This window comes from Boudabousia tangfeifanii, from assembly GCF_001856685.1.
Classification (GTDB): domain Bacteria; phylum Actinomycetota; class Actinomycetes; order Actinomycetales; family Actinomycetaceae; genus Boudabousia; species Boudabousia tangfeifanii.
On the sequence record NZ_CP017812.1, the window covers coordinates 925,712 to 947,551 of the forward strand.

The 21,840-nt window shown below is 50.9% G+C and carries 16 protein-coding genes and 3 tRNA genes; 10 read left to right on the top strand and 9 right to left on the bottom strand.

From position 1 onward, the window contains the following. Positions 1-909: a co-chaperone YbbN gene (locus tag BK816_RS03730; RefSeq protein ID WP_071163983.1), complete on the top strand. Its 909-nt coding sequence runs from the start codon at positions 1-3 to the stop codon at positions 907-909. A 136-nt stretch (positions 910-1,045) separates the two neighbouring features. Here BK816_RS03730 and glgB read toward each other — a convergent pair whose 3' ends face one another. The 4 genes from glgB to glgX form a co-directional block, all read right to left on the bottom strand. Next, positions 1,046-3,220 (bottom strand): 1,4-alpha-glucan branching protein GlgB, encoded by a 2,175-nt coding sequence (gene glgB, locus BK816_RS03735; protein WP_071163984.1) that lies wholly within the window; start codon positions 3,218-3,220, stop codon positions 1,046-1,048. Between the two features lie 25 nt (positions 3,221-3,245). Beyond that, positions 3,246-5,312 (bottom strand): alpha-1,4-glucan--maltose-1-phosphate maltosyltransferase, encoded by a 2,067-nt coding sequence (locus BK816_RS03740; protein WP_071164915.1) that lies wholly within the window; start codon positions 5,310-5,312, stop codon positions 3,246-3,248. 312 nt (positions 5,313-5,624) lie between these two features. Next, on the bottom strand, positions 5,625-6,722 hold the full coding sequence (gene trpS, locus BK816_RS03745; protein WP_071163985.1) for a tryptophan--tRNA ligase: 1,098 nt from the start codon (positions 6,720-6,722) through the stop codon (positions 5,625-5,627). 64 nt (positions 6,723-6,786) lie between these two features. Further along, on the bottom strand, positions 6,787-9,063 hold the full coding sequence (gene glgX, locus BK816_RS03750) for a glycogen debranching protein GlgX (protein ID WP_083379055.1): 2,277 nt from the start codon (positions 9,061-9,063) through the stop codon (positions 6,787-6,789). Positions 9,064-9,250: 187 nt separating this feature from the next. Between glgX and BK816_RS03755 the strand changes: the two genes are divergently transcribed. From BK816_RS03755 to mnmA, 4 genes are read left to right on the top strand one after another with little or no spacing between them, the layout of a single operon-like run. After that, complete coding sequence (locus BK816_RS03755) at positions 9,251-10,060, top strand: electron transfer flavoprotein subunit beta/FixA family protein (RefSeq protein WP_071163986.1); 810 nt, start codon at positions 9,251-9,253, stop codon at positions 10,058-10,060. Continuing rightward, positions 10,057-11,043: an electron transfer flavoprotein subunit alpha/FixB family protein gene (locus tag BK816_RS03760; RefSeq protein WP_071163987.1), complete on the top strand. Its 987-nt coding sequence runs from the start codon at positions 10,057-10,059 to the stop codon at positions 11,041-11,043. The genes BK816_RS03755 and BK816_RS03760 overlap by 4 nt, the downstream gene beginning before the upstream one ends. 8 nt (positions 11,044-11,051) lie before the next feature. Continuing rightward, positions 11,052-12,251 (top strand): cysteine desulfurase family protein, encoded by a 1,200-nt coding sequence (locus BK816_RS03765; RefSeq protein WP_071163988.1) that lies wholly within the window; start codon positions 11,052-11,054, stop codon positions 12,249-12,251. Continuing rightward, positions 12,248-13,375 (top strand): tRNA 2-thiouridine(34) synthase MnmA, encoded by a 1,128-nt coding sequence (mnmA, locus tag BK816_RS03770; protein WP_071163989.1) that lies wholly within the window; start codon positions 12,248-12,250, stop codon positions 13,373-13,375. Before BK816_RS03765 ends, mnmA begins: the two co-directional genes overlap by 4 nt. Before the next feature lie 238 nt (positions 13,376-13,613). On the opposite strand, the gene BK816_RS03775 is transcribed toward mnmA, so the two are convergent. Then, a tRNA-Leu gene (locus BK816_RS03775) sits at positions 13,614-13,695 on the bottom strand. Positions 13,696-13,907: 212 nt separating this feature from the next. Here BK816_RS03775 and BK816_RS03780 point away from each other — a divergent pair. Beyond that, a complete protein-coding gene (locus BK816_RS03780) occupies positions 13,908-14,378 on the top strand; it encodes a peroxiredoxin (protein ID WP_472264994.1) in 471 nt (156 codons plus the stop codon). Positions 14,379-14,486: 108 nt separating this feature from the next. On the opposite strand, the gene BK816_RS03785 is transcribed toward BK816_RS03780, so the two are convergent. The 3 genes from BK816_RS03785 to BK816_RS03795 all read right to left on the bottom strand — a co-directional run bounded on the left by BK816_RS03785 (position 14,487) and on the right by BK816_RS03795 (position 15,253). Further along, the gene (locus BK816_RS03785; protein ID WP_071163991.1) at positions 14,487-15,014 is read right to left on the bottom strand and encodes a hypothetical protein; all 528 of its coding nucleotides are present in this window, start codon (positions 15,012-15,014) and stop codon (positions 14,487-14,489) included. Positions 15,015-15,084: 70 nt separating this feature from the next. After that, positions 15,085-15,157 (bottom strand) — tRNA-Lys (locus BK816_RS03790). A gap of 23 nt (positions 15,158-15,180) precedes the next feature. Continuing rightward, a tRNA-Lys gene (locus BK816_RS03795) sits at positions 15,181-15,253 on the bottom strand. Positions 15,254-15,546: 293 nt separating this feature from the next. On the opposite strand from BK816_RS03795, the gene BK816_RS03800 reads away from it, so the two are divergent. After that, positions 15,547-16,422, top strand: a complete 876-nt coding sequence (locus BK816_RS03800; RefSeq protein ID WP_071163992.1) for a vitamin K epoxide reductase family protein — start codon at positions 15,547-15,549, stop codon at positions 16,420-16,422. Positions 16,423-16,485: 63 nt separating this feature from the next. Here BK816_RS03800 and BK816_RS03805 read toward each other — a convergent pair whose 3' ends face one another. Next, positions 16,486-16,929 carry an HIT family protein gene (locus tag BK816_RS03805; protein ID WP_071163993.1) on the bottom strand — a complete coding sequence of 148 codons (444 nt, stop codon included), beginning with the start codon at positions 16,927-16,929 and terminating at the stop codon, positions 16,486-16,488. Between the two features lie 149 nt (positions 16,930-17,078). Between BK816_RS03805 and leuS the strand changes: the two genes are divergently transcribed. The 3 genes from leuS (at position 17,079) to BK816_RS03820 (ending at position 21,597) form a co-directional block, all read left to right on the top strand. Then, complete coding sequence (gene leuS, locus BK816_RS03810) at positions 17,079-19,943, top strand: leucine--tRNA ligase (protein ID WP_418214811.1); 2,865 nt, start codon at positions 17,079-17,081, stop codon at positions 19,941-19,943. A gap of 9 nt (positions 19,944-19,952) precedes the next feature. Then, positions 19,953-20,900 (top strand): aldose 1-epimerase, encoded by a 948-nt coding sequence (locus tag BK816_RS03815; RefSeq protein WP_071163995.1) that lies wholly within the window; start codon positions 19,953-19,955, stop codon positions 20,898-20,900. Between the two features lie 139 nt (positions 20,901-21,039). Next, positions 21,040-21,597 (top strand): SanA/YdcF family protein, encoded by a 558-nt coding sequence (locus tag BK816_RS03820; protein ID WP_071163996.1) that lies wholly within the window; start codon positions 21,040-21,042, stop codon positions 21,595-21,597. The last annotated feature ends 243 nt before the right edge of the window (positions 21,598-21,840 follow it).

Here is a 21,840-nt window from a genome sequence, read left to right on the forward strand (position 1 = left end):
ATGCAGGATTCATCACCTTCAATCCCATCAACCTATGGCGCCTTTGATCTCGGCACTTTAGCAAAATCGCAGAATTCTTCAGTTTCAACGGCATCTGAGAACAATGGAGTAGCCGCTGCTACCCAGCGAGTTCCTCTGACTATCGCCTTAGATGAGAAGAATTGGCCAGAAGTTGCTGAACTATCTGGAAAAGTCCCAGTAGTTGTTTGCTTTTGGGATCATGATGACACCGTCAGTGATCAGCTCACTGCTACCTTGCAAGAGTCGGTTACCTCGCTTGAAGGGCGAGCACTCCTAGCACTCGTTGAGGCGAAAGCGACCCCAGCGTTAAGTCAAGCTTTTCAAGTCACGGCAACTCCGGTTGTTTTTGCTCTGTTAAATTCTCGCCCGATTCCGCTTTTTAGCGGTTTGCAGGATAAGCAGACGATCGATCAAGTACTTGCTCAGTTACTCCAAGTCAGCGAGCAGGCTGGGGTTAATGGCAGGCTTGAAGTAAAACCAGAGGCATTAGGCCAGAATGAGCCAGAGATTCCCGAATACTATCAGCCAGCATTAGCGGCATTAGCAGCTAATGATTTGGCCTTGGCCGTCCAAGAGTGGGAACGAGTAGTAGTAAATCATCCTACTGACGCCCCAGCGAAGGCACATTTAGCTGCTGCCAAAATGGAACTTCGAGTGCAAGAAAACAATGCTAACGAGCTCCAAGAAGATAACTTGGTTCGTGCTGATCAAGCCTTCCAAAAGCAAGACATCGAAACGGCCTACGAACTGCTATTGGCAGAGGTGGCGGCTAAGTCAGAGCAAAGCGAGGAAGCACGCAAACGCCTTCTCGAAGCTTTTACTGTCTACGGAAATGACCATCCGCTAACGGCACCAACTAGAAGGAAACTAGCTTCCTTGCTGTTTTAGTTAGCTTTTGGGTTGACTTGCATTCGAGAGATCAATCTTGCCAAAGAAGCTAAAACAAGATAATAAGTTCAGACGGAATTGTTTAATCGGGGTGACCTCGCCAAGCGAGGTCACCCCGATTAAACAATTAGTTTACTTACTCGCCCTTAGGCTCTAGCCAGAGAGCTCCGAGTGGTGGAATACGAAGCGAAACCGAATGCGAACGACCATTCCAAGGTACGTCCTCGGCGGTAACTTCTCCTAGGTTACCTACCCCTGAGCCACCGAATTCAACGCTGTCGGTATTCAGAATTTCCTTCCACTTACCTCCGGAAGGAAGACCAACGCGGTAATCCTCGTGGGGGTTACCTGCGAAGTTACAGATACAAACCATCACGTCGTCAGGATTACTGCCGCGACGGACAAAGCTGATGAGATTTGCATTGGAATCCGATGCATCAATCCACTCAAATCCCTCATGGGTATCACGCCAAAGGGCAGGGCGAGATGCATACAATTCGTTCATCTTTTGGAGTGCTTGCTGAACCCCGCGGTGCTGAGAATCTTCCATCAAGCCCCAATCCAACGACCAGTCTTGATTCCATTCGCCGGTAGCACCGAGCTCTTGGCCCATGAACAAGAGTTGTTTGCCTGGGTGAGCCCACTGGTAGGCGAACAATAGGCGCAAGCCTGCCAGTTTCTGCCACTTGTCGCCAGGCATCTTCTGGTACAAGGATCCCTTGCCATGAACGACCTCGTCATGAGAGATAGGTAAGACGAAGTTCTCTGAGAAGGCGTATACCAAGGAGAAAGTCAACTCGCCATGATGCCACTTGCGGTTAACTGGATCTTCTTCCAAATAGCGTAGGGTGTCGTTCATCCAGCCCATATTCCACTTCATGCCGAAGCCTAAACCACCGGCTTCAGTCGGAGCAGAAACCCCTGGCCAAGCAGTGGATTCTTCTGCAATCATGACAATCCCTGGATTACGACGATAAGCAGTGGCGTTTGCTTCTTGCAGGAACTGGATAGCTTCTAGGTTTTCACGGCCACCATAAATATTTGGCTGCCATTGTCCATCGTTACGCGAGTAGTCGAGGTAAAGCATGGAGGCAACAGCATCGACACGTAGACCATCAATGTGGAATTCCTCGAGCCAGTACAAGGCATTTGCTACCAAGAAGTTACGAACTTCAGGGCGACCGAAATTGAAGACCAAGGTACCCCAGTCAGGATGTTCGCCACGCAGTGGGTTCGGGTCTTCATAGAGGGGAGTGCCATCGAACTTTGCCAACGCCCAAGCATCCTTGGGGAAGTGGGCTGGTACCCAGTCGAGGATGACACCAATACCGGCTTGATGCAGGGCATCAACCAAGAACTTGAAATCGTCTGGAGTGCCATAACGAGATGATGGAGCGTAGTAACTAGAGACTTGGTAGCCCCAAGAGCCGCCGAATGGGTGCTCAGCCACAGGCATGAATTCGACGTGGGTAAAGCCCATTTCCTTCACGTAAGCGACAAGTTCCTTGGCTAGACCTCGGTAGCCCAACCCCTGAATCCAAGAGCCGACATGAACTTCGTAAACCGACATTGGACGATTGTGCGGATTAGTGTTCTTTCGTTCGTCCATCCAAGCGCCATCATTCCATTCGTGATGGGCTTTAGTGACTACTGAAGCAGTTGCTGGTGGAATTTCGGTGGCGCGAGCCATGGGGTCGGCCTTCTGGAACCAAGAACCATCCTGGGCACAGATTTCGAACTTATAGCGGGCGCCCAACTCAACGCCTGGAATAAAGATTTCCCATAGGCCACTAGCACCCAAGGAACGCATCGTGGTTCCCAGACCGTCCCAGTAGTTGAAGTCGCCTACTACGCGCACTGCCCTGGCGGAGGGCGCCCAGACAGCGAAGGAGGCACCATGGACGACGCCGAGCGGACCAGTGTAGGAACGTAGGTGTGCTCCTAGCACCTTCCAAAGTTCTTCATGGCGGCCTTCATTAATCAGGTACATGTCCATTTCGCCCACCGAGGGGAGGAAGCGGTATGGATCGTCGACGGTCTTAGTCTGCCCTTCGTAAGTCACCTGGATACGGTAATCAGGCACCTGAGGAACAGGTAGATGAGCTACCCAGATTCCTTCGTGCTCGTGTTTTGCTGGGAACTTACCATCTGGGGTTACTACCGTAACGTCCTCGGCCAAACGGCGGAAAGTACGGATCGTGACGCCCCCGTTGTGTGGGTGGGCACCAAGTACCGAGTGAGGATCGTGGTAGTTACCATGGGCTACCGCATCCAAGACTTGTGGGGAAACGGGGAAAATATCGTTACTCATGATTTAGCTCTTTTCGCGGTTGAGATTATTTAGGAAGGACGGAGAAAACGTGAGCGACACGTTCGTTGGGATCAAGCCTGACATAGTTTTCACTACCCCAAGTGTATTCATGACCATCAAGTAGGTCGCGCACTTGGTAAGTGCCTTGTGAAGTATCAACACCGAGTTTAGAAAGGTCGACCCCGACCATGCCTTCTTTGACATTTTGCGGATCTAGATTCACTACCACAATGACGGCGTCAGACTGGCCGTCGGCAGATAGTGTGGCCGGAACGTACTTCAAGAAGGCTACTAAGTCATCACTGGTGGAAGGCAATGCAACAAAGCCGCGCAACTGTCGGAGTGCCGCATGTTCTGCTTTTGCCTGATTCAACTTAGTTAGCAGGTCAGCAATCCCGAAATGGTCGCCGGCCGCAAAATCCCGAGGACGGTACTCGTATTTTTCGTTGTCGTTTTGTTCTTCGAAACCCGGGCGTGGTTCGCTTTCGACCAGTTCATAACCCGAGTAGATGCCCCAAGTTGGTGCTCCCGTAGCAGCAAGAACTGCACGGATCGCAAACATGTTGCGTCCACCAGCTGTCATCTGAGGCGTCAAAATATCATGTGTGGTTGGCCAGAAGGATGGACGCATCAAATGATCGGTTTCGTGCGAAACTTCCCAGAAGTAATCCAGAATCTCCTGCTTTCCAGTGCGCCACGCAAAGTAGGTGTAAGACTGGTGGAAACCAACCGCGCCCAAGGTTCGCATCATCGCTGGGCGAGTAAAGGCCTCGGCCAAGAACAACACCTCAGGGTGAGACTGACGCACTTCACGCAGTAAGCGCTGCCAGAAGATCAGTGGTTTAGTGTGCGGGTTGTCTACGCGGAAAATAGTCACCCCGTGCTCAATCCACTTTAAAATCACCGCCAAAATCGCTTGGTAAATTCCCTCGGGATCCTGATCGAAATTCAGCGGATAGATATCTTGATATTTCTTGGGCGGATTTTCAGCGTAGGCGATAGTCCCGTCGACCCTCTGGCTGAACCACTGTGGGTGTTCCTTCACCCAAGGATGGTCAGGGGAGCACTGCAACGCCAAGTCGAGGGCAACTTCCATCCCATGAGCTTTTGCGGCAGCAACTAGGGCATCAAAATCGTCGAAAGTACCCAAGTCGGGGTGAATTGCGTCGTGCCCGCCCTCAGGGGAGCCGATGCCATAAGGGCTACCTGGATCGGTGGCACTAGCTTCAAGGGAGTTATTCTTTCCCTTTCTGAAAGTGGTGCCGATCGGGTGAACCGGAGTTAAATAGAGGACATCGAAGCCCATTTGTTCAATCCGATCGAGGGCGGGAATCAAGCCACGGAAGTTACCAGAGACCCAAGCACCTTGCTCGTCTCGATGAGCACCAAAGGAACGAGGGAAGACCTCGTACCAGTTACCGGTCAGCGCGCGGGAACGATCTACCTGTACTGGGAAGCGACGACTCTTAGTTACCAAGTCCATAAAGGGATAGTCGGAGAAAACTTTCCGAGTAGCGCCCGAGAGACCAGCAGAAAGACGTTCTTGGGGAGCTAAAGAATCGTCTGCTAGTTGTTTGCGAGTTTGAACTAGGTGTTCCCGAGCAGACGCGGAAAGCTGATATTTAGCTGACTCGCTCTTTGGTGGATAAGGCTTAACCTCGCCCGCTAGGACGCGGTCGAAGAGCGCTACGCCCTCGGCCAACATCAAATCGACATCGACGCCCGCCGCAATTTTGACTGAAGCATCGTGGACCCACGTGGCGTAGGGATCGGAGAAAGCTTCGATGTGGAAGTAGTAGGCACCTGGCTCATCGGCTCGCAAGAAAGTTTCGTAACGATCGAGACCCGGCGCGATATCAACCATCTTCCGGCGATCCTTTTCTTCGCCAGCACTGTTGGTCAGAACGGCGTGGACACCAAACGCATCGTGGCCTTCTCTAAAGACAGTTGCTCTAACGGGGAAAGCTTCTCCTTCTACGGCCTTGGCGGGCCAGGAACCATCCTCAATTTGGGGAAATACTTCCGTCACTGGAATACGACTGATTGGGGTTGGCTCAGGGAACACCCAGGGGGCAGTAGTCTTAGTTGCCAAAGACGAGGGCGTCGATTCGAGTGGCGCTTCCTTCGGGCTATTTGACGACTTGGCAGAAGCTCCCGTGGTTTTGTTTGCGCCCTGAGGGGCTGAAGTTGGGGTCTTTTTCACCGTACTCTCCTCACTAACTGTTGATCTAGCGTCCTTGCTAGGCGATAGACGAGGCAATTTGATTTTAGGCTGCTTCTTTTTCACCCTTTAAGGATAACCAGAAAAAGCGAGATATGTGTGACCAAAGCGTGTGCCACGACACTAAAAAGCGGTGTTAAGGGGAGAAAACCCCTTAACACCGCTAAAAATAAGCTCTAAGGCCTAGTAAACCATCTTCATGGCCTGTCGCACCTGAGCTAACTTTTCGTCAGCTTGGGCGTTAGCCTTTTCATTACCGGCAGCTAGAATCGAACGCAAGTAAGCCTCATCCTGGGCCAGTTCCGTACGGCGGGCACGAATTGGCTCGAGCATGCCATTAACTGCGTCAATGACCAAAGCCTTCAAGGCGCCGGCGCCCTTATCACCAATCTGGTCAGCGATTTCAGCAGGTGCTTGGCCAGTGGCTTCTGAGGCCATGAGAAGCAGGTTGGCAACTTCTGGGCGATTTACCGGATCGAAAGTGATCAGACGTTCGGAGTCAGTCACTGCCCGCTTGAGCATCTTGGCTGTCTGGTCGGCTGTCATTCCAAGTTCAATGGTATTGCCACGCGACTTAGACATCTTCTGGCCATCCGTGCCCAAAAGGTTCTGTACTTGAGAAAGTAGGGCATCAGGACGACGGAATACTGGATGCGAAAGCTCACCGCGACCATAACGCTTGTCGAAGCGGTTCGCAATCAAACGAGTCTGCTCGATGTGAGGGAGCTGATCCTTACCAGCAGGCACCAAGTTAGCGTCGCAGAACAGGATGTCTGCAGCTTGGTGCACTGGGTAGGTCAACAAAAGACCGCTCATGGCACGGCCGCCAGTGGCTTCCAGTTCAGCCTTTACCGTGGGATTACGGTGAAGTTCACTCTCAGTCACCAAGGAAAGGAACGGCAACATCAGCTGGTTCAGAGCTGGGATAGCCGAGTGAGTAAAGATAGTGGACTTTTCGGGATCAATCCCACAAGCGAGGTAATCAGTGACGAGAGAAAGGACCCGCTCACGAATCGGGCCAACCCCATCACGGTCGGTAATCACCTGATAGTCAGCGATGATTACCCAAGTGTCAACGCCCTGATCTTGCAGGCGGACACGGTTACGCAAAGTTCCCAGATAGTGTCCCAAATGCAAATTGCCGGTGGGGCGGTCACCGGTTAGAACTCGGAACTTTTCTGGATTGGTTTTAATCTGTTCTTCAATTTCTTGAGAACGAGCAACGCTGCGAGCCAGTGACGCGTCAGAGGTTGCTTCGCTGAGTGTATCTGCAGTAGTCATGCCTGTTAGTTTAACCTTAAATAGAAATCGATGCGGCTTTGAGAATGCTAAAAGATCCCCAAAGCTAGGACAAAAATACGGCTAGTGACAAGGGTTCAAGGGAGAACTCTTCTAGTCTTTGCACTTCGAGGACGGGACCAGAGATGGAACCATCAGCGTTAAAACCACCATCGTGAGGATGCTGCCAAGTTGAGTCCCAAACTAGGCGATAGGTGTGCTCTCGCCCAGCGGCCAGCTTAACTTGTTCGGGGTTTAGGGTTCCGTTGATAACCAACAATAAATCATGCCCAGTACCACCACAACGATGCATTTGGAGTACCCGAGCTCGAGGATCATTCCAAGTGGTTGGCTCTAGATGGCGGCCTTCTTTGTCAAACCAGTCCAAGTCGGGATGTTTAGCATGGTCAGTTAATGCTTGACCGGAGGCGAAGTAATTGGGTCGCATTACTTCATATTTTTCGCGTAGGCGCAGAAGGTAACGAACCATTTCGCGTAGGTTAACCTGCCATGGGCTAATCGCCCAGTCTATCCAAGAGATCTCGTTGTCTTGGCAGTAAGCATTGTTATTGCCATGTTGAGTACGAGCAAACTCGTCGCCGGCAGTAATCATTGGTACCCCGGCAGAAAGTAAGAGCATGGCGAAAAGATTGCGAATAGTCCTCTCACGTGCCGGCAGAATTACATCCACCAGGCCAGATTCAGCAACAGTGGAAGGATTCGGGCCGAGGTCGGATAGGGATCCTTCGGCACCATGGTTCCAACTACGGTTATCATCGCTACCATCACGATTATCTTCCTGGTTAGCACTGTTGTGCTTATGGTCGTAACTGACCAAATCGGCCATAGTGAAACCGTCGTGCGCGGTAATAAAGTTAATGCCCGCCAGGGGAGTGCGGATTACGCCATTAGGATCGTGGTAGAAGACATCGGCACTTCCTGCTAAGCGGGTAGCAAGTTCCGATTGACCTGCAATCTGGTTATTTCCATGAGCCAGATCTTTGGCATTCGCGACCCAAAAGTCACGCATTGAGCCACGGAAACGGTCATTCCAAGCTGCAAAAGGTACTGGAAAATCCCCGGTGTGCCAGCCGTCAAAGCCAATATCCCACGGCTCCATAATCAGTTTGACCTGAGAAAGAACTGGATCGGCGGCTGCGGCCACCAAGAATGGATGCTGTCGGTTGAAAGCACCATGAGCTCGAGCCAAAGTAACTCCGAGGTCAAAGCGGAACCCGTCAACACCCATTTCTTCTACCCAATAGCGCAAAGAATCCAGTGTCATCTGGACGACTCTTGGATGAGTGAAATCAAGTGAATTACCGCAGCCTGTGACATCAGCTAATGTCCCGCGATCTTCCGGAACTGACAGATAGTAGGCAGCATTATCGGCGCCTCGCCAAGACAATGATGGACCGATAGCCGAACCTTCACAGGTGTGGTTGTAGACCACGTCCAAGATAACTTCTAAGCCAGCTTCATGGATGCGTGAGACCATTCCGCGGAATTCGTCAATTACTGCCTGAGGACCAGCCGCCTGAGCTGCTGCAGTGGCATACGAAGGCTCCGGAGTGAAATAACCTAGGGTGGAGTATCCCCAGTAATTAGTTAGCCCACGTTCTTGGAGGAAGGTCTCATCGCACTTGGCATGAATTGGTAGAAGCTCAATCGAAGTGACCCCTAAATCGCGAAGATAGCGCAGACTAGTGTCATGAGCGAGCCCCGCATAAGTGCCTCTAAGCTCGGGCGGAAGTTGATGATTGAGAGCAGAAAAGCCCTTAACATGCATTTCGTAAATGACCGTCTTTTCCCAAGGTACGTTGGGACGGGCGGCGAGTGGGAAGGAATCACCTAAAACGACTGCCTTGGGAACATAAGGAGCGGAGTCGACCTCGGAACGAACCAACGGGTAGCCAGTAGGAGTTAGATCGTCATTTACCTGATGGGCATAGATCTGGGGACCAAGCTTCATTTGCCCCGTAAGAGCTTTAGCATAAGGGTCTAGTAGTAGCTTCTGCGGATTAAATAAGTGTCCTTGATTAGGATCCCAAGGGCCGTAGGTGCGAAAACCATAGACGGTTCCGGCCCCAGTGTTAGGGACGAGACCACACCAGATGCCGTTGTGAGGTCCATGAAGCTGGAAACGATCCCAGCTGCCTGCGGCGCGTTCGATGCAAACTTCGACGGCCTCGGCATGTTGCGAAAAGAATGAGAAAACTACACCTGCGGAGGTTTTAGTCGCACCTAATGGATAATTCCAGTTGGCGGGGGCTAAGGCATATTCACTGGAAGCAGACCAAGAAACCTTGGGCTTAGTAGACTTAATCGCAGGTTCAGTAGACATAAATTCCATTATTGCACGTTCCGTCAAAGAAAATTACTAATCTCTTGTGAGCAACTTGGCAAAGCGCTTGTGTGATTGCCTAAGTTGATCCGTTAAATGCCACCTTTTAGTTTTTCGGCCGGTGAAACCGCTAGCAAAAAACGGCGTGGCATTTACCCTTACGCCCTATATATGGCAAGGTATTGGCATGAGAATTGCTGTTTGTGTAAAGCACGTGCCCGATGTGCAGTCCTTAAGACGCCTTGAAGATGGCACTTTGGTACGTGGTGAAGATGACGTATTGAATGAACTAGATGAGAACGCGATCGAGGTTGCGGTCTCTCTAGTGGAAGAAAATGGGGGAGAAGTCGTAGCCTTCTCTATGGGGCCCGAAGATGCCTCGGATGCTTTGATGCGTGCCCTACAAATGGGGGCAGATCGAGCAATCCTGCTTAGCGACGAAGCACTAGCGGGATCTGATGTTTTTGCCACCGCGAAGGTGTTGAGTGCCGCGATTTTGGCTGAGGAATCGGAACAGCCTTTTGACTTGGTGATTACCGGTATGGCTTCTCTGGACTCGATGACTTCGATGTTGCCGGCCGCCCTCGGCAAGTACCTTGGACGCCCGTTCTTGGGCCTAGCAAAGGAACTTGACACTGACGGTCAAAAGGTGACTATTCGACGTGTTGCCGACTCCTTTAACGATCAGTTACAAGCTCCACTGCCAGCAGTGGTCTCGGTGACTGACCAGGTAGCAGATCCGCGTTATCCAAACTTTAAGGCGATGGCGGCAGCTCGCAAGAAACCATTGGACACATGGGATCTAGCTGAGCTCAAGGAGGCGGTAGCCGCAGTAAACGCGAAGATTGATCTTTCTCAGGTGGGTATGCAGTCTTCCGGGGCTAACGTGCTTTCTGCGGACCAAACTCCTGAGAAAGAACCTGGACGGATCGTAAATGACACTGGTCAGGGCGGCAAGGAACTCGCCGCTTACATCTCGGAGGTGCTTGGAAAATGAGTGAGAAATTTGCGAATCCAGTTTTGGTAATCGTCGATCATGTCGGTAATGAAACTGAAGGATTTACTCTGACTGAGCCTTCTAAGCATCTCTTGAAGGTTGCGCGCACTCTTACTGATAGTGATGTCTGGGCGCTAGCACTAAATCCTTCTCCGCAGATGGGAGCCTTGGGAGAATGCGGCGTCTCGAAGGTATTTGTACCTGATTTAGCTGGACGTTCCCCTCGAGTCAGTGCGGTGGTCGCCGAATGTGCTATTGCCGCCACAGAGATTCAGCCACCGGCGCCGATTTCAGCGATTCTTTGCTTGTCTAACTATCGAGGGCGAGAAGTGGCTTCTATCCTAGGGGCGCATTTCGAATCGGGTGCGGCAACAGATGTTACCGCCCTAGCTGTTAAGGATGGTCAGCTGGTTGCTCACAAGTCCGTCTTGGGTGGTCAATGGGAAACCACTTTCACCATTCCTCGCGGTCTGCCCATCGCTGCGGTTCGTCCTGGTGCAGGTCAGGCACCGGAGGTGAAGCCGGTGGCCACCCCAGGGGTGGTACCTTTGAACGTTCGTTTTTCTTCGGTAACCGATGCAATTAGCGTGATTTCTTCGGAAGAACTACATGCTGAAGGGCCAACTTTGACTGAGGCGGCTGTAGTTGTTTGCGCTGGTTACGGGACAGATGGCGACCTTGATGCGGTCAACGACCTAGCGGAAAAACTAGGGGCGGCTGTGGGCGCTACCCGGACAGTGTGTGATGAGGGCTGGTTGCCTCGTACTGCTCAGATTGGTCAGACAGGAGTTAGCGTGGCCCCTAAGCTCTACATTAGTGCGGGTGTCTCTGGCGCTGTCCACCATACTTGTGGCATTGCGGGGGCAGAACGTATCGTGGCTATCGTGGATGATGAAGAAGCACCGATCGTGCAAATTGCTGATTTGAGCATTATTGGTGATCTGCAGGAGATCATTCCGGCAGCCCTAGCAGAACTAGGTTAATTCTTTTCGTGACCGCCTATTTAGATTATGCTGCATCCGCGCCGATGCCAGCCGAGGTTTTAGCTTCCTATCATGAAGATTTATCTCGGCTGGCTAAGGAGCCGGGAAATCCGAATGCGCTTCATGGCGCTGGTCGGGCTGCTAGAGAAATGCTTGAGGACGCTCGTGCTCGAGTGGCAGATGCTTTGGGAGCAGACGCACAAGAAGTGCTTTTTACTTCTGGTGCCACCGAAGCAAATAATTTGTTCTTAAATGGTGCAACTAGAGCGAAGCTGGAAAAGGCAGCGACGCTAGAATCGGCTCAATCAAGTTCAACTCAGGTGACGATTTATTCATCAGACTTAGAGCATCCTGCAGTTAAGGTCGTCCTCGAAGGCCTTGGTGGACCACAGGTTGATTTAATACCGGTCGCCGTTAGTGCCAGTGGGGTAGTAGCTCTGCCCGATCTAGCTGAAAAACTAGCGGCTTGTCCAGCTGATCTAGCTTCGTTCATGATGGTTAATAATGAGCTTGGGACGATCCAGCCGGTGGCAGAACTTACCGAACTGGTTAAACGTGCCAATCCTGAAGCTTTAGTTCATACTGATGCGGCTCAAGCGGTGGGGCAAATTCCGGTTGATTTCCATGCCTTGCAAGTAGACGCGCTATCTCTGTCTGCTCATAAGTTTGGAGGTCCAATCGGAGTTGGAGCTTTGCTGCTGAAGCGAGAAATTCCAGTAGTTTCCGATCGTCGAGGGGGAGGTCAAGAGCGTAGTCTTCGTTCTGGCACTCAGAATGTTGCCGGTGCAAGAGCAATGGCTAAGGCAATCGAATTGGCGACGGCTAAGAATGCACAAAGGGATAGGCGACTGGCTGATTTGCGGCAAAGACTCATAGCAGGACTAGATTCTCGAGTTTGCTTAACCACCAATGCTCCAACTACTGCACACATGGTCCATCTTCGGTTGCCAACTAAACACCCAGAAATCGTTTTGCTGATGATGGATCAGTCCCAAGTGGCTGTTTCTGCCGGCTCAGCTTGTCACGCAGGCGTTACCCGTCCATCAAGCACTCTGCTGGCGATCGGGCTACCTGAGGAGGAAGCGATGGGAGCTTTGCGAATTTCCTTTGGTGACCAAACTACTGAAGCAGATATTGATCAGTTCTTAATGGCTTTGCCGCCAGCTCTTGATGCGGCACAAAGACTCGATAAACGGGAGAGAAAATGAAGGTTTTAGCGGCCCTTTCGGGTGGAGTCGATTCTGCTGTAGCCGCAGCTTTTGCCGTTGAGGCAGGACATGAGGTTACTGCTGTCCACATGGCACTATCTTCTAACAAAGCTCAATCCCGTTGTTCTTCACGGGGATGCTGCACGATCGAGGACGGTACTGACGCGGCTAGAGCAGCAGCAATGCTTGGAATTCCCTTCTACGTTTGGGATTTGGCTGGTGAGTTTACCGATACTGTGGTGGATGATTTTGTCTCTGAGTATGCCGCTGGGCGTACTCCCAATCCTTGTATTCGTTGTAACGAGTTCGTGAAGTTCCAGGAACTACTTGAGCGTGGTTTAGCACTGGGCTTTGACGCAGTTTGTACTGGTCACTATGCGCAGTTATTGTCTGGACCGAATGGGCCTGAGCTACATCGTTCAGTAGACAAGCTAAAAGACCAAAGCTATGTGCTGGCAGTTATGGGGCGAGAGAATCTCAATCACGTGATGTTCCCCCTAGGGCATATGGCCTCTAAGGCTGAAGTACGTCAGGCTGCGGCAGATCGTGGACTGACAGTTTCGAATAAGCCAGATAGTTACGATATTTGCTTTATCCCAGATGGTGACACAGCGGGTTTTCTGAGCCGCAAGCTTGGGACTAAGCCAGGCAATATTGTCAGTTATGAGGGTGAAGTATTAGGTGAACACCAGGGCTATTTTGCTTATACGGTGGGACAGCGTAAAGGGTTGAACTTAGGACGTCCGGCGCCAGATGGTCGCCCTCGTTATGTTCTTGAAACTCGTCCTGAAACTAATGAAGTGGTGGTCGGGCCTGCTGAGTTGCTTACTGTCGATCGAATCCAAACCGAGGATCTGGTTTGGTTGGCCGAGGACGATCATGCGGCATTGGTCGACGGTGAGTGGGGGACTGAAGTTGCCATTCAGGTCAGAGCGCATGGTGAGCCAGTTGCTGCACGTATTAAACGGGTTGGCAATGGACTCGAAGTAAAGATTACTGGAGAAGAACGGCCAGGCACTGTCGGGATGCGCGCCATTGCTGCTGGCCAGTCGCTAGTGGTTTATCAAGAGAGTCGCGTTTTAGGCCAAAGCACGATTGCTAAAGCCTGGCGAGAGCGCGTTTAAGCGTAAATAGTGAGATGGGAGGCGAAGTCCTCCCATCTCGTTTATTAGGCGAGAATAACCCCTTACGCAAGCATCGCTTAGATCAGCGTCTGTAATCAGAGTTGAAGGTTAAGTGGTTGCAGGCGGTAGTCAAGATAGGGGTTATAGGACAAATTTGCCAGCGATCTGTTCGATATATTGATGTCAAAGATAAAAGAATCGGCTTTCTTAGAAAACTAAGAAAGCCGATTCTATTCGGTGCGCGAGGGGGGACTTGAACCCCCACGTCCGAAGACACTGGAACCTAAATCCAGCGCGTCTGCCAATTCCGCCACTCGCGCGCGCCCAGATAGTTTAACCTATTTCGAAGTGTAACGCTACTTGAAACCAAAAGTTTGTTTCAAAGCCTTCGATCTAGCTCTGTTCTCTGGAATGAACTAGAAAAATATAACCGATTATTCCTTAATCACGCTAGTGGAAAAAGCGAGGGCTCGCTCACGTTACTTCAGTAAAATAGTAGTAACCCAACTAAGAATGGAGATAATAAATGGGAATGTTAATGCTTGACGATGTCGCTCCCGATTTCACTCTGCCTACTGCAGATGGTCAGGTTTCCCTCGCAGAGTTAAGAGAAAAGGCTGAAAAGGGAGTAGTTATTTATTTTTACCCAAAGGCAGAAACTCCTGGCTGCACCACTGAAGCATGTGATTTCAGGGATAACCTTGGTCGTCTACGCCAAGCCGGTTATGAGGTAGTCGGAATTAGCCCAGATAAGCCTGAGGCACTAGAAAAGTTCGCCAAGAATCATGAGCTACCGTTCGTACTTGCTTCAGATACTGCTCACGTGGTGATGGAATCGTATGGCGCCTGGGGGCCGAAGAATAACTATGGGAAGACGGTTATCGGTACTATTCGTTCTACGGTTGTAGTCTTGCCTGACGGTCGAGTTAAGCTCGCTCTCTATAACGTGAAGGCCAAAGGTCATGTCGATCGACTACTGCGCGAGCTGGAAGTTGGCGTCTAAATAACTTGGTAGACAAAACTCCAGCGATTAGTGCTGTGAACTAAAACGGCTAGAGACTTAAGTGGCCGGTAGCACCATCAGGTTCTACCGGCCACTTAAATAAAAAGGTCAGGCTTTGCGATTTCGTAAATTTCGGAGGTAAGCAGCTAAAAACTTCTTAGCCGCTAGTTGCAAGGGGGCAATCGGCTCTTCCTTGATTAGCCACTCAGACGGTTTCATCCCGTCCAAGTTACTGTTGTCGCGAATAAACCAAGCTGCCACCATCGCTCTGGGGACACGGTCTAGGATCTCTAAACAATCAGAAATGCCAGCAAGGGGTTTCCGGTCTTCTCGTAGCTGCCAGGTAGGGAAATGCCAAGTACGTCGATTGTCTTGAACCGCAACTACTCGGTGCTGCGAAATTGCCTTATGGATTGCCTGGCGAGATACTCCCCACCAAGCGGCGATTTCAGAAGTGGAACAAGCTGGACCAATTAAACTATTTGCTTTAGAAGAGGTCTTGAGTGCTGCAACTGTAATTCGCGCAGCTTCTTGAATTACTTCTGGTGAAGGATCAACTGGAGGGTAAGCAGCGATTCGATCAGCAATTGCATCGAGTAACTCACGTTCTGCATCGGTGAGTCGTCGTCTCGCCATTTGTCCTCCGAACATTTGAATTTGGTTAGATAAGAAGTCTAACTGTTTTTGCTAAAAATGGCATAAAAAGTGCGCCGTGAGGGAATCGAACCCCCAACCCGCTGATTAAGAGTCAGCTGCTCTGCCAATTGAGCTAACGGCGCTAGGTAACCTAAAAGTTAGGTCGTGCGCCGTGAGGGAATCGAACCCCCAACCCGCTGATTAAGAGTCAGCTGCTCTGCCAATTGAGCTAACGGCGCTGGTTTTTGCTACGCCCTGCGGCGCAAGCAACACGGAAACTATACTCATTGCTGACGCTAAAAACAAATTGTAAAGCCGACTTGAGGTGCGCCCCACATTTTTTGAGTTAATTTTCTGTTTTGCGCCCTCACTTTAGCGCGCAAAGATTCGAGATCTACGTGGTTGTTTAAATATTTGATTTGTTTGACTTAGTGATGAAGAAAAAACGATGTCAGCTATTTAAAAGCTAACTATGGCTATTTATTGGTAATCGCGCTAGAGTTTTTTTCTAGCATATTTCAAGGAGAAACAAGTGAATGAATTCCGAGATCCTAAGGATCCCAAAGCCAGCCAACCTGTCGATTCGACTCAGTCGTTGGAGCCAAAAACTTCAGAGACAAGCCGTGAAGCTACCCATTTTGAGGCACCCGTAAATAAGCAGACTACTCCCAGTAGTGATGGGGCAAGAACTGCAGGGGAGGGCGTTAGCACAAAGCAGCCTGTAGCTGCTAAAAAAGAAACGAAGGACGAAAAGTCCGATGTACTCTCGCAGCTCTCCGATAAGGAAATCGCTGCCGAATCAGCTAAACGTTGGGCGCCCTCGGAACATGAAGTTGCTGGGGGACTAGATTTCATTCCAGCGATCTTCGCGGTTCTGCTTTCTTTAGCGGGCCTTGGGGCTTCCCTCAAACTAGTACTTGCTACTTTGGAGCATGCGGCTCACCCAGATCAGGCTCTCGGCTGCGATCTTAGCGCTTGGATTTCTTGTGGAGCCTCGATGGACTCTTGGCAGTCCCATGTTTTAGGTATGCCAAATGCGATTATTGGGCTAATTGCCTTTAGCGCTCTTTCAGTTGTGATGGTGCTGCTACTTTCAAAAGTTAAACTTCCAACTTGGTTCTGGGTGGCAATGAGCGTTTGTGCTACCGCAGCTTTGCTCTTCGTTTACTGGTTTGCCTGGATTAGCGTCTTTACCTTCAAGGCTCTTTGCCCATGGTGCTTGGTAGTTTGGGCGGTAATGCTACCGCTATTTGTCATTATTGTGGGGCGTGCTGCTCGTGCACAGTTCCCTGGTCTTCGTTGGCTCGGGCGTTCTTTGGTGCGCGATTGGTGGGGTTTCCTAGTCGTGATGTACATTTTGTTGGCCATCATTATTTTTGCTGGTTTAGGTACCCGCTTATTTGGCTGACTTTTGCTAATAGTTTGGGCTGGTCGAGGACGTCCTCGACCAGCCCAAACTATTTACCGTCGATTAGCCCAGAAGTTGTTCGGCTTGTGTCACCTCAGTTTCGTACCCTGCGACGCGTAGTGCGGCACGAAGCTCGGTAGCCTTTTTCGCTAGCTCTTCGGGGGAGGGATTGGTGCGAGAAGGATCTGGGATTAGGTCCTTCTCACTGTTGATGGGCACCAAATGAAGATGAGTATGAGGTACTCCGTATCCCATAATCATTAGCCCTACTCGAGTGCAGTCAAAAGTTGAGGCCATGACTTTGGCGATTTTTTGACTGGTTTGGAACGCCGTGGCCGCAAGCTGGGGCTCCACATCGTAGAAGTGGTCGACAGGTTTGCGTGGAATTACCATCACATGTCCTGGTTGAACCGGGGCAATATCCATGATTGCAACGCAATCATCGTCAGCCCAAACAAAGTTTCCTGGAATCTCACCAGCAATAATTTTTTCAAAAATAGTACTCATACCACTATTGTGGGGCTTAAAGCATGATTTTTCCTGATTCGCGAGTAGCCAAACGAAGCTTTCCCCAAATCGACCGAGGAGATGCGTCAAAAGTGTCGGTACTGCGCTAAACTACTAGGCGAATCGTTTAGTGTTGGAGAAGAATGACTATGGATACCACTCAGAATCCCGTTCCTTACCGTTATGACGCTGCTCGTGCGGCAGAAATTGAAGCCAAATGGCAAGCAAAATGGGAAGAACTTGGCAGTTTTAATGCTGATAATCCGGTCGGTGATTTGGCCGGGCCAGGAGCGGAAAAAGAGCGTTTCTTCTTGCTAGACATGTTCCCTTACCCCTCGGGTAAAGGTTTGCACGTCGGACACCCCCTCGGTTACATCGCTACTGACGTAGTAGGCCGTTACCAGCGCATGGCTGGAAAAAACGTGCTTCACACAATGTCCTACGACGCTTTCGGCTTGCCGGCAGAGCAATATGCCGTACAAACAGGGCAGCACCCACAGATTACGACCGAACAAAACATTGCGAATATGGAGCGCCAGCTAAAGCGCATTGGCCTTGGTCATGATCGTCGTCGTACCTTCTCTACGACCGATACTGAATACGTAAAGTGGACCCAATGGGTCTTCCTACAAGTTTATAACGCCTGGTATGACCCACAGGCCCCTGCCCGTAGCGGTAAGGGCACTGGTCGCGCTCGCCCCATTAGCGAACTCGTTGAGCTGTTCGAAAAGGGTGAAAAACAGCTGCCAGATAATCGTAAATGGGCAGACCTATCGGATAAAGAAAAAGCCGACGTGCTTGCTGAATACCGGCTCGCCTACAACACTTACGCTCGAGTCAACTGGTGCCCTGGGCTAGGAACCGTCCTCGCCAATGAGGAAGTTACCAATGAAGGACGCTCCGAGCGTGGAAACTACCCAGTTTTCCCAGCTAAGTTGCGCCAGTGGATGATGCGTATCACCGACTACGCAGATCGTTTGATCGAAGACTTGGACTTGCTCGATTGGCCAGAAAAAGTTTCCTCAATGCAGCGTAACTGGATTGGGCGTTCACAGGGTGCCAATGTTAAGTTCACCGTTGGGGATGCCAAGCTCGAGGTTTACACCACCCGACCCGACACTCTCTTTGGCGCCACTTTCACCGTAGTGGCCCCAGAGCATGACCTGATTGCCGACCTAGAATCGCTTCCTGCTCAGTGGCCAGAAGGAACTAAAGCAGCCTGGACTGGCGATTTCGCCTCTCCACGAGAAGCCGTTGAAGCTTACCAAAAGCAAGCTGCCGCGAAATCCGAACTTGATCGTAAAGCTGACGATAAGGAAAAGACTGGGGTCTTCACTGGTCTGTTTGCCACCAACCCGATCACTGGCACCGAGATTCCTGTGTTCACCGGTGATTACGTCATGATGGGCTACGGGACCGGCGCCATTATGGCGGTGCCCGCGCATGATCAGCGTGACTTCGATTTCGCAACGAAGTACGACATTGACGTTATCTACACCATCGAAGTACCGGCAGATTTCGATCGCCAAACCGCGTGGATGGAAGACGGCCTGGTAATCAACTCCGCTAACGACAAGATCGATCTAAACGGACTAGACAAAGCAGCAGCTAAGGCCAAGATGATCGAATTTATCGAGGCCGAAAACCTCGGTGAGGGAGCCACCACCTATCGTTTGCGTGACTGGTTGTTCTCGCGTCAGCGCTACTGGGGTGAACCATTCCCCATTGTTTACGACGAAAATGGGCAGGCACATGCACTACCAGAATCGATGTTGCCGGTAGAACTTCCTCCCATGGAAGACTTCAAACCACGCGCTTTTGACCCAGAAGATGCCAATACTGAACCAGAAGCTCCCTTGGGGCGGGTCCAGGATTGGGTCAAGGTTGAACTCGACCTCGGCGATGGGGTAAAGACTTACACCCGCGACACCAATACCATGCCGCAATGGGCTGGCTCCTGCTGGTACGAACTACGGTACGCAGATCCACACAATCAAGAGCAATTCATTGATCCTGAAAATGAAGCCTACTGGTTGGGGGCCAAGACCCCCGGCGGTGGCGGCGGCGCCGACCTTTACGTCGGTGGGGTAGAGCACGCCGTCTTGCACTTGCTATACGCTCGCTTCTGGCACAAGGTTCTCTTCGACCTCGGTCACCTTCAAAGTGCGGAACCTTTCCACAAACTCTTCAACCAGGGCTACGTACAGGCTTATGCCTACACTGATAGTCGCGGACAATACGTCCCAGCTGACGAAGTAGAAGGCGACGAGCAAACCGGTTTCACTTGGCAAGACCAGCCGGTAAACCGCGAATATGGCAAGATGGGCAAGTCGCTTAAGAATATGGTGACCCCAGATGAAATGTGCGACGAGTTCGGTGCCGATACCTTCCGCGTCTACGAAATGAGCATGGGGCCACTAGATATGTCGCGTCCTTGGGAGACTCGAGCTGCAGTTGGTTCGTTGCGCTTCCTTCAGCGTTTGTGGCGAAATGTGCGCGATGAACAAAGTGGTGAACTCACTGTCACCGATACCAAGATGGACGACAAGACTGCTCGGCTAGTAGCTCGTACCATTGCTGAAGTGACCGAAGAGTATGACAATATGCGAGTCAACACCGCAATTGCCAAGATGATTGTGCTCAATAATCACCTCACTTCACTCGAGCAAGTGCCTCGTGAAGCGGTTGAACCTCTAGTGCTCATGGCAGCACCAGTCGCGCCACACGTGGCAGAAGAACTCTGGGAGGTGCTTGGACATGAAGAATCTTTGGTCCACCACCCATTCCCAGTGGTCACCAACCCGGAACTGCTTAAGGCCGAGGCCGTTACCTGTGTCGTACAGATCAACGGTAAGGTAAAGAGTCGACTGGAAGTTGATCCAGAGATCTCGGCAGAGGACCTAGAAGCCGCAGCTAAAGCTGATCCCTCCGTGGTGAAAGCAATCGGAGACTCGCAAGTGTTGAAAACCATTGTTAGAGCTCCCCGAATCGTCAATATTGTTATCAAGAAATGAGGCATCCTAATGGGAATGCATAGTTCTTCTTTCGCCCCCTCCATCGTGGACTGGGAAATTGCCAGCGATGATTTTCACGCTGCTGGAACCACCCGTGGAGGCATCCTAACTAGCTGGTATCGGATTGAAAATGGCGAGCGCGTTGACTTACTTGACGGGTATCAAAATCAGAATGAGCTACTTGCTAAGGACGGCTTCCGCTCGGGCGTTTTGGCTCCTTGGTCTAACCGTATTCGCCAGGCTACCTACACTTGGGACGGCGAAACTTACGACCTCGGACCAAGCGAAAACGGGATCCGTGAAGCTCTTCATGGGTTGGTAGCCGACCACGGCTTTAAAATCGTGGAATTGGAAGCTGACACTGTGCTACTCGAAACGGAAGTGCTGCCCCAAGAAAGCTATCCTTTCCACTTGCAGTTGCAGGTTCGCTACACTTTGGCTGGGCCAGAACTAAAGGTTGAGTTTGACTGCACGAACCTGGGAGAAAAAGACGCTCCGGTTGGACTTGGCTGGCACCCGTACTTCTTCCACCCAGAAACTGACTGGCAGGTTGTCTTACCAGCACAAGCGCAGATTTTGACCGACGACAAGATGATTCCGTTGGCCGGGCCAGATGCCTTCGACCCATTGCTGGGGGAAGTTGTTTTGTCTGCGCCAACTGGTACCGATGACGGCTTCACTGATCTAACTGGTCAGAGCGCTTACTTGGTGAACCCAGATTACCGTCTTCGTTTTGATTACCACGGTCTTCGCAGTGGTAATGGCGTCGGTATCTTCCATGTTTATACCGGTGATCATGTGAAGAATCGTACCGCCCAATCGGTGGCTATTGAGCCTTGTGAATTCATGACTGACGCCTTCAACCGTAGTGAATGTGCAGAATATGTCAGACTTTCGCCGCAAGAGACGAAAGCCTACTCGACTAGCGTTACTTGGTTGCCGGCGCTTGGTGAATAACCCGGAAAATTATCCAGATTTGATCCCACCAGCCTCGCAAGAATCAAAAGATTCTCGGCGAGGCTGGTGGCGTTATCCTATGCTCGCAATAGCCGTATTTCTTTCGGCGACGATTGGATTTTGTGTCAGTTCATTGACAGTGGCTTATTCTTACCCTGATTCTCGTGGGTCGGTGGCTCCTAAGACTTGCGAAGATGGTACGGCTATTTCAGACATTGTGGTGTTGGGCGCAGCCGTTTATCGTCCAGGGGAACCTAGTCGGATTCTTCGGCAGCGTTTGGATACGGCGATCGCATTGTGGAAAAAACGTCCAGATGCTCGTTTGATTATGAGCGGGGATGCTACTTGGGACCATGCAAACGAGCCGAAAGTGATGCGCGATTATGCGATCAGTAAGGGCGTTCCGAGGAAAAAAGTGTTTCAAGATCCTGAAGGGTACTCCACCTCGGAAACTTTAAGAAATGTAGCGCGAGATTTTAACAGTCGATGTTTAGTCATCGTCACGAATCAGTTCCACGTGCCGAGGGCGGTCTGGCTTGGACGGTCCTATCATTTGGAAACTTATGGGGTTTATCCTAAGCCGGAGTTACCGCTTCCGGGGGCAAAGAAACGTCAGGTACGTGAGTTTATGGCCCGGGCTAAAGATTTTTGGCTGGGCTGGGGATACTGGTTTCAGTCTTTCGTTACCTATGGCTAGAGACTATTTTTCTAATTTGAAAAGTTTCGGTAGGTAATGAGCGGCATTAGTAGTGAGGAATTTTACTTGCACTAGTGTGCTGTTAGGGTTGACTAGTCACTAGTTATCGTTAGACTTATTAGTGCTATGATCCGGCTTGCTTCGCAAGGTATCACCGGGGAGCTTCCGGAAGAACAAACTTAGGTTTTAGTAGAACCGGACGGGTAAGCCCGAAATAGCAGTATTGAGCGGCAATGCTAGACA

What these genes read in the sequence shown, in the direction of transcription:
- BK816_RS03805 (WP_071163993.1), bottom strand. Translation starts at nt 16,929, where the DNA reads ATGAGTACTATTTTTGAAAAAATTATTGCTGGTGAGATTCCAGGAAAC.
- mnmA (WP_071163989.1), top strand. Translation starts at nt 12,248, where the DNA reads ATGAAGGTTTTAGCGGCCCTTTCGGGTGGAGTCGATTCTGCTGTAGCC.
- BK816_RS03760 (WP_071163987.1), top strand. Translation starts at nt 10,057, where the DNA reads ATGAGTGAGAAATTTGCGAATCCAGTTTTGGTAATCGTCGATCATGTC.
- BK816_RS03785 (WP_071163991.1), bottom strand. Translation starts at nt 15,014, where the DNA reads ATGGCGAGACGACGACTCACCGATGCAGAACGTGAGTTACTCGATGCA.
- glgX (WP_083379055.1), bottom strand. Translation starts at nt 9,063, where the DNA reads ATGTCTACTGAACCTGCGATTAAGTCTACTAAGCCCAAGGTTTCTTGG.
- BK816_RS03755 (WP_071163986.1), top strand. Translation starts at nt 9,251, where the DNA reads ATGAGAATTGCTGTTTGTGTAAAGCACGTGCCCGATGTGCAGTCCTTA.
- trpS (WP_071163985.1), bottom strand. Translation starts at nt 6,722, where the DNA reads ATGACTACTGCAGATACACTCAGCGAAGCAACCTCTGACGCGTCACTG.
- BK816_RS03730 (WP_071163983.1), top strand. Translation starts at nt 1, where the DNA reads ATGCAGGATTCATCACCTTCAATCCCATCAACCTATGGCGCCTTTGAT.
- leuS (WP_418214811.1), top strand. Translation starts at nt 17,079, where the DNA reads ATGGATACCACTCAGAATCCCGTTCCTTACCGTTATGACGCTGCTCGT.
- BK816_RS03815 (WP_071163995.1), top strand. Translation starts at nt 19,953, where the DNA reads ATGGGAATGCATAGTTCTTCTTTCGCCCCCTCCATCGTGGACTGGGAA.
- glgB (WP_071163984.1), bottom strand. Translation starts at nt 3,220, where the DNA reads ATGAGTAACGATATTTTCCCCGTTTCCCCACAAGTCTTGGATGCGGTA.
- BK816_RS03780 (WP_472264994.1), top strand. Translation starts at nt 13,908, where the DNA reads ATGTTAATGCTTGACGATGTCGCTCCCGATTTCACTCTGCCTACTGCA.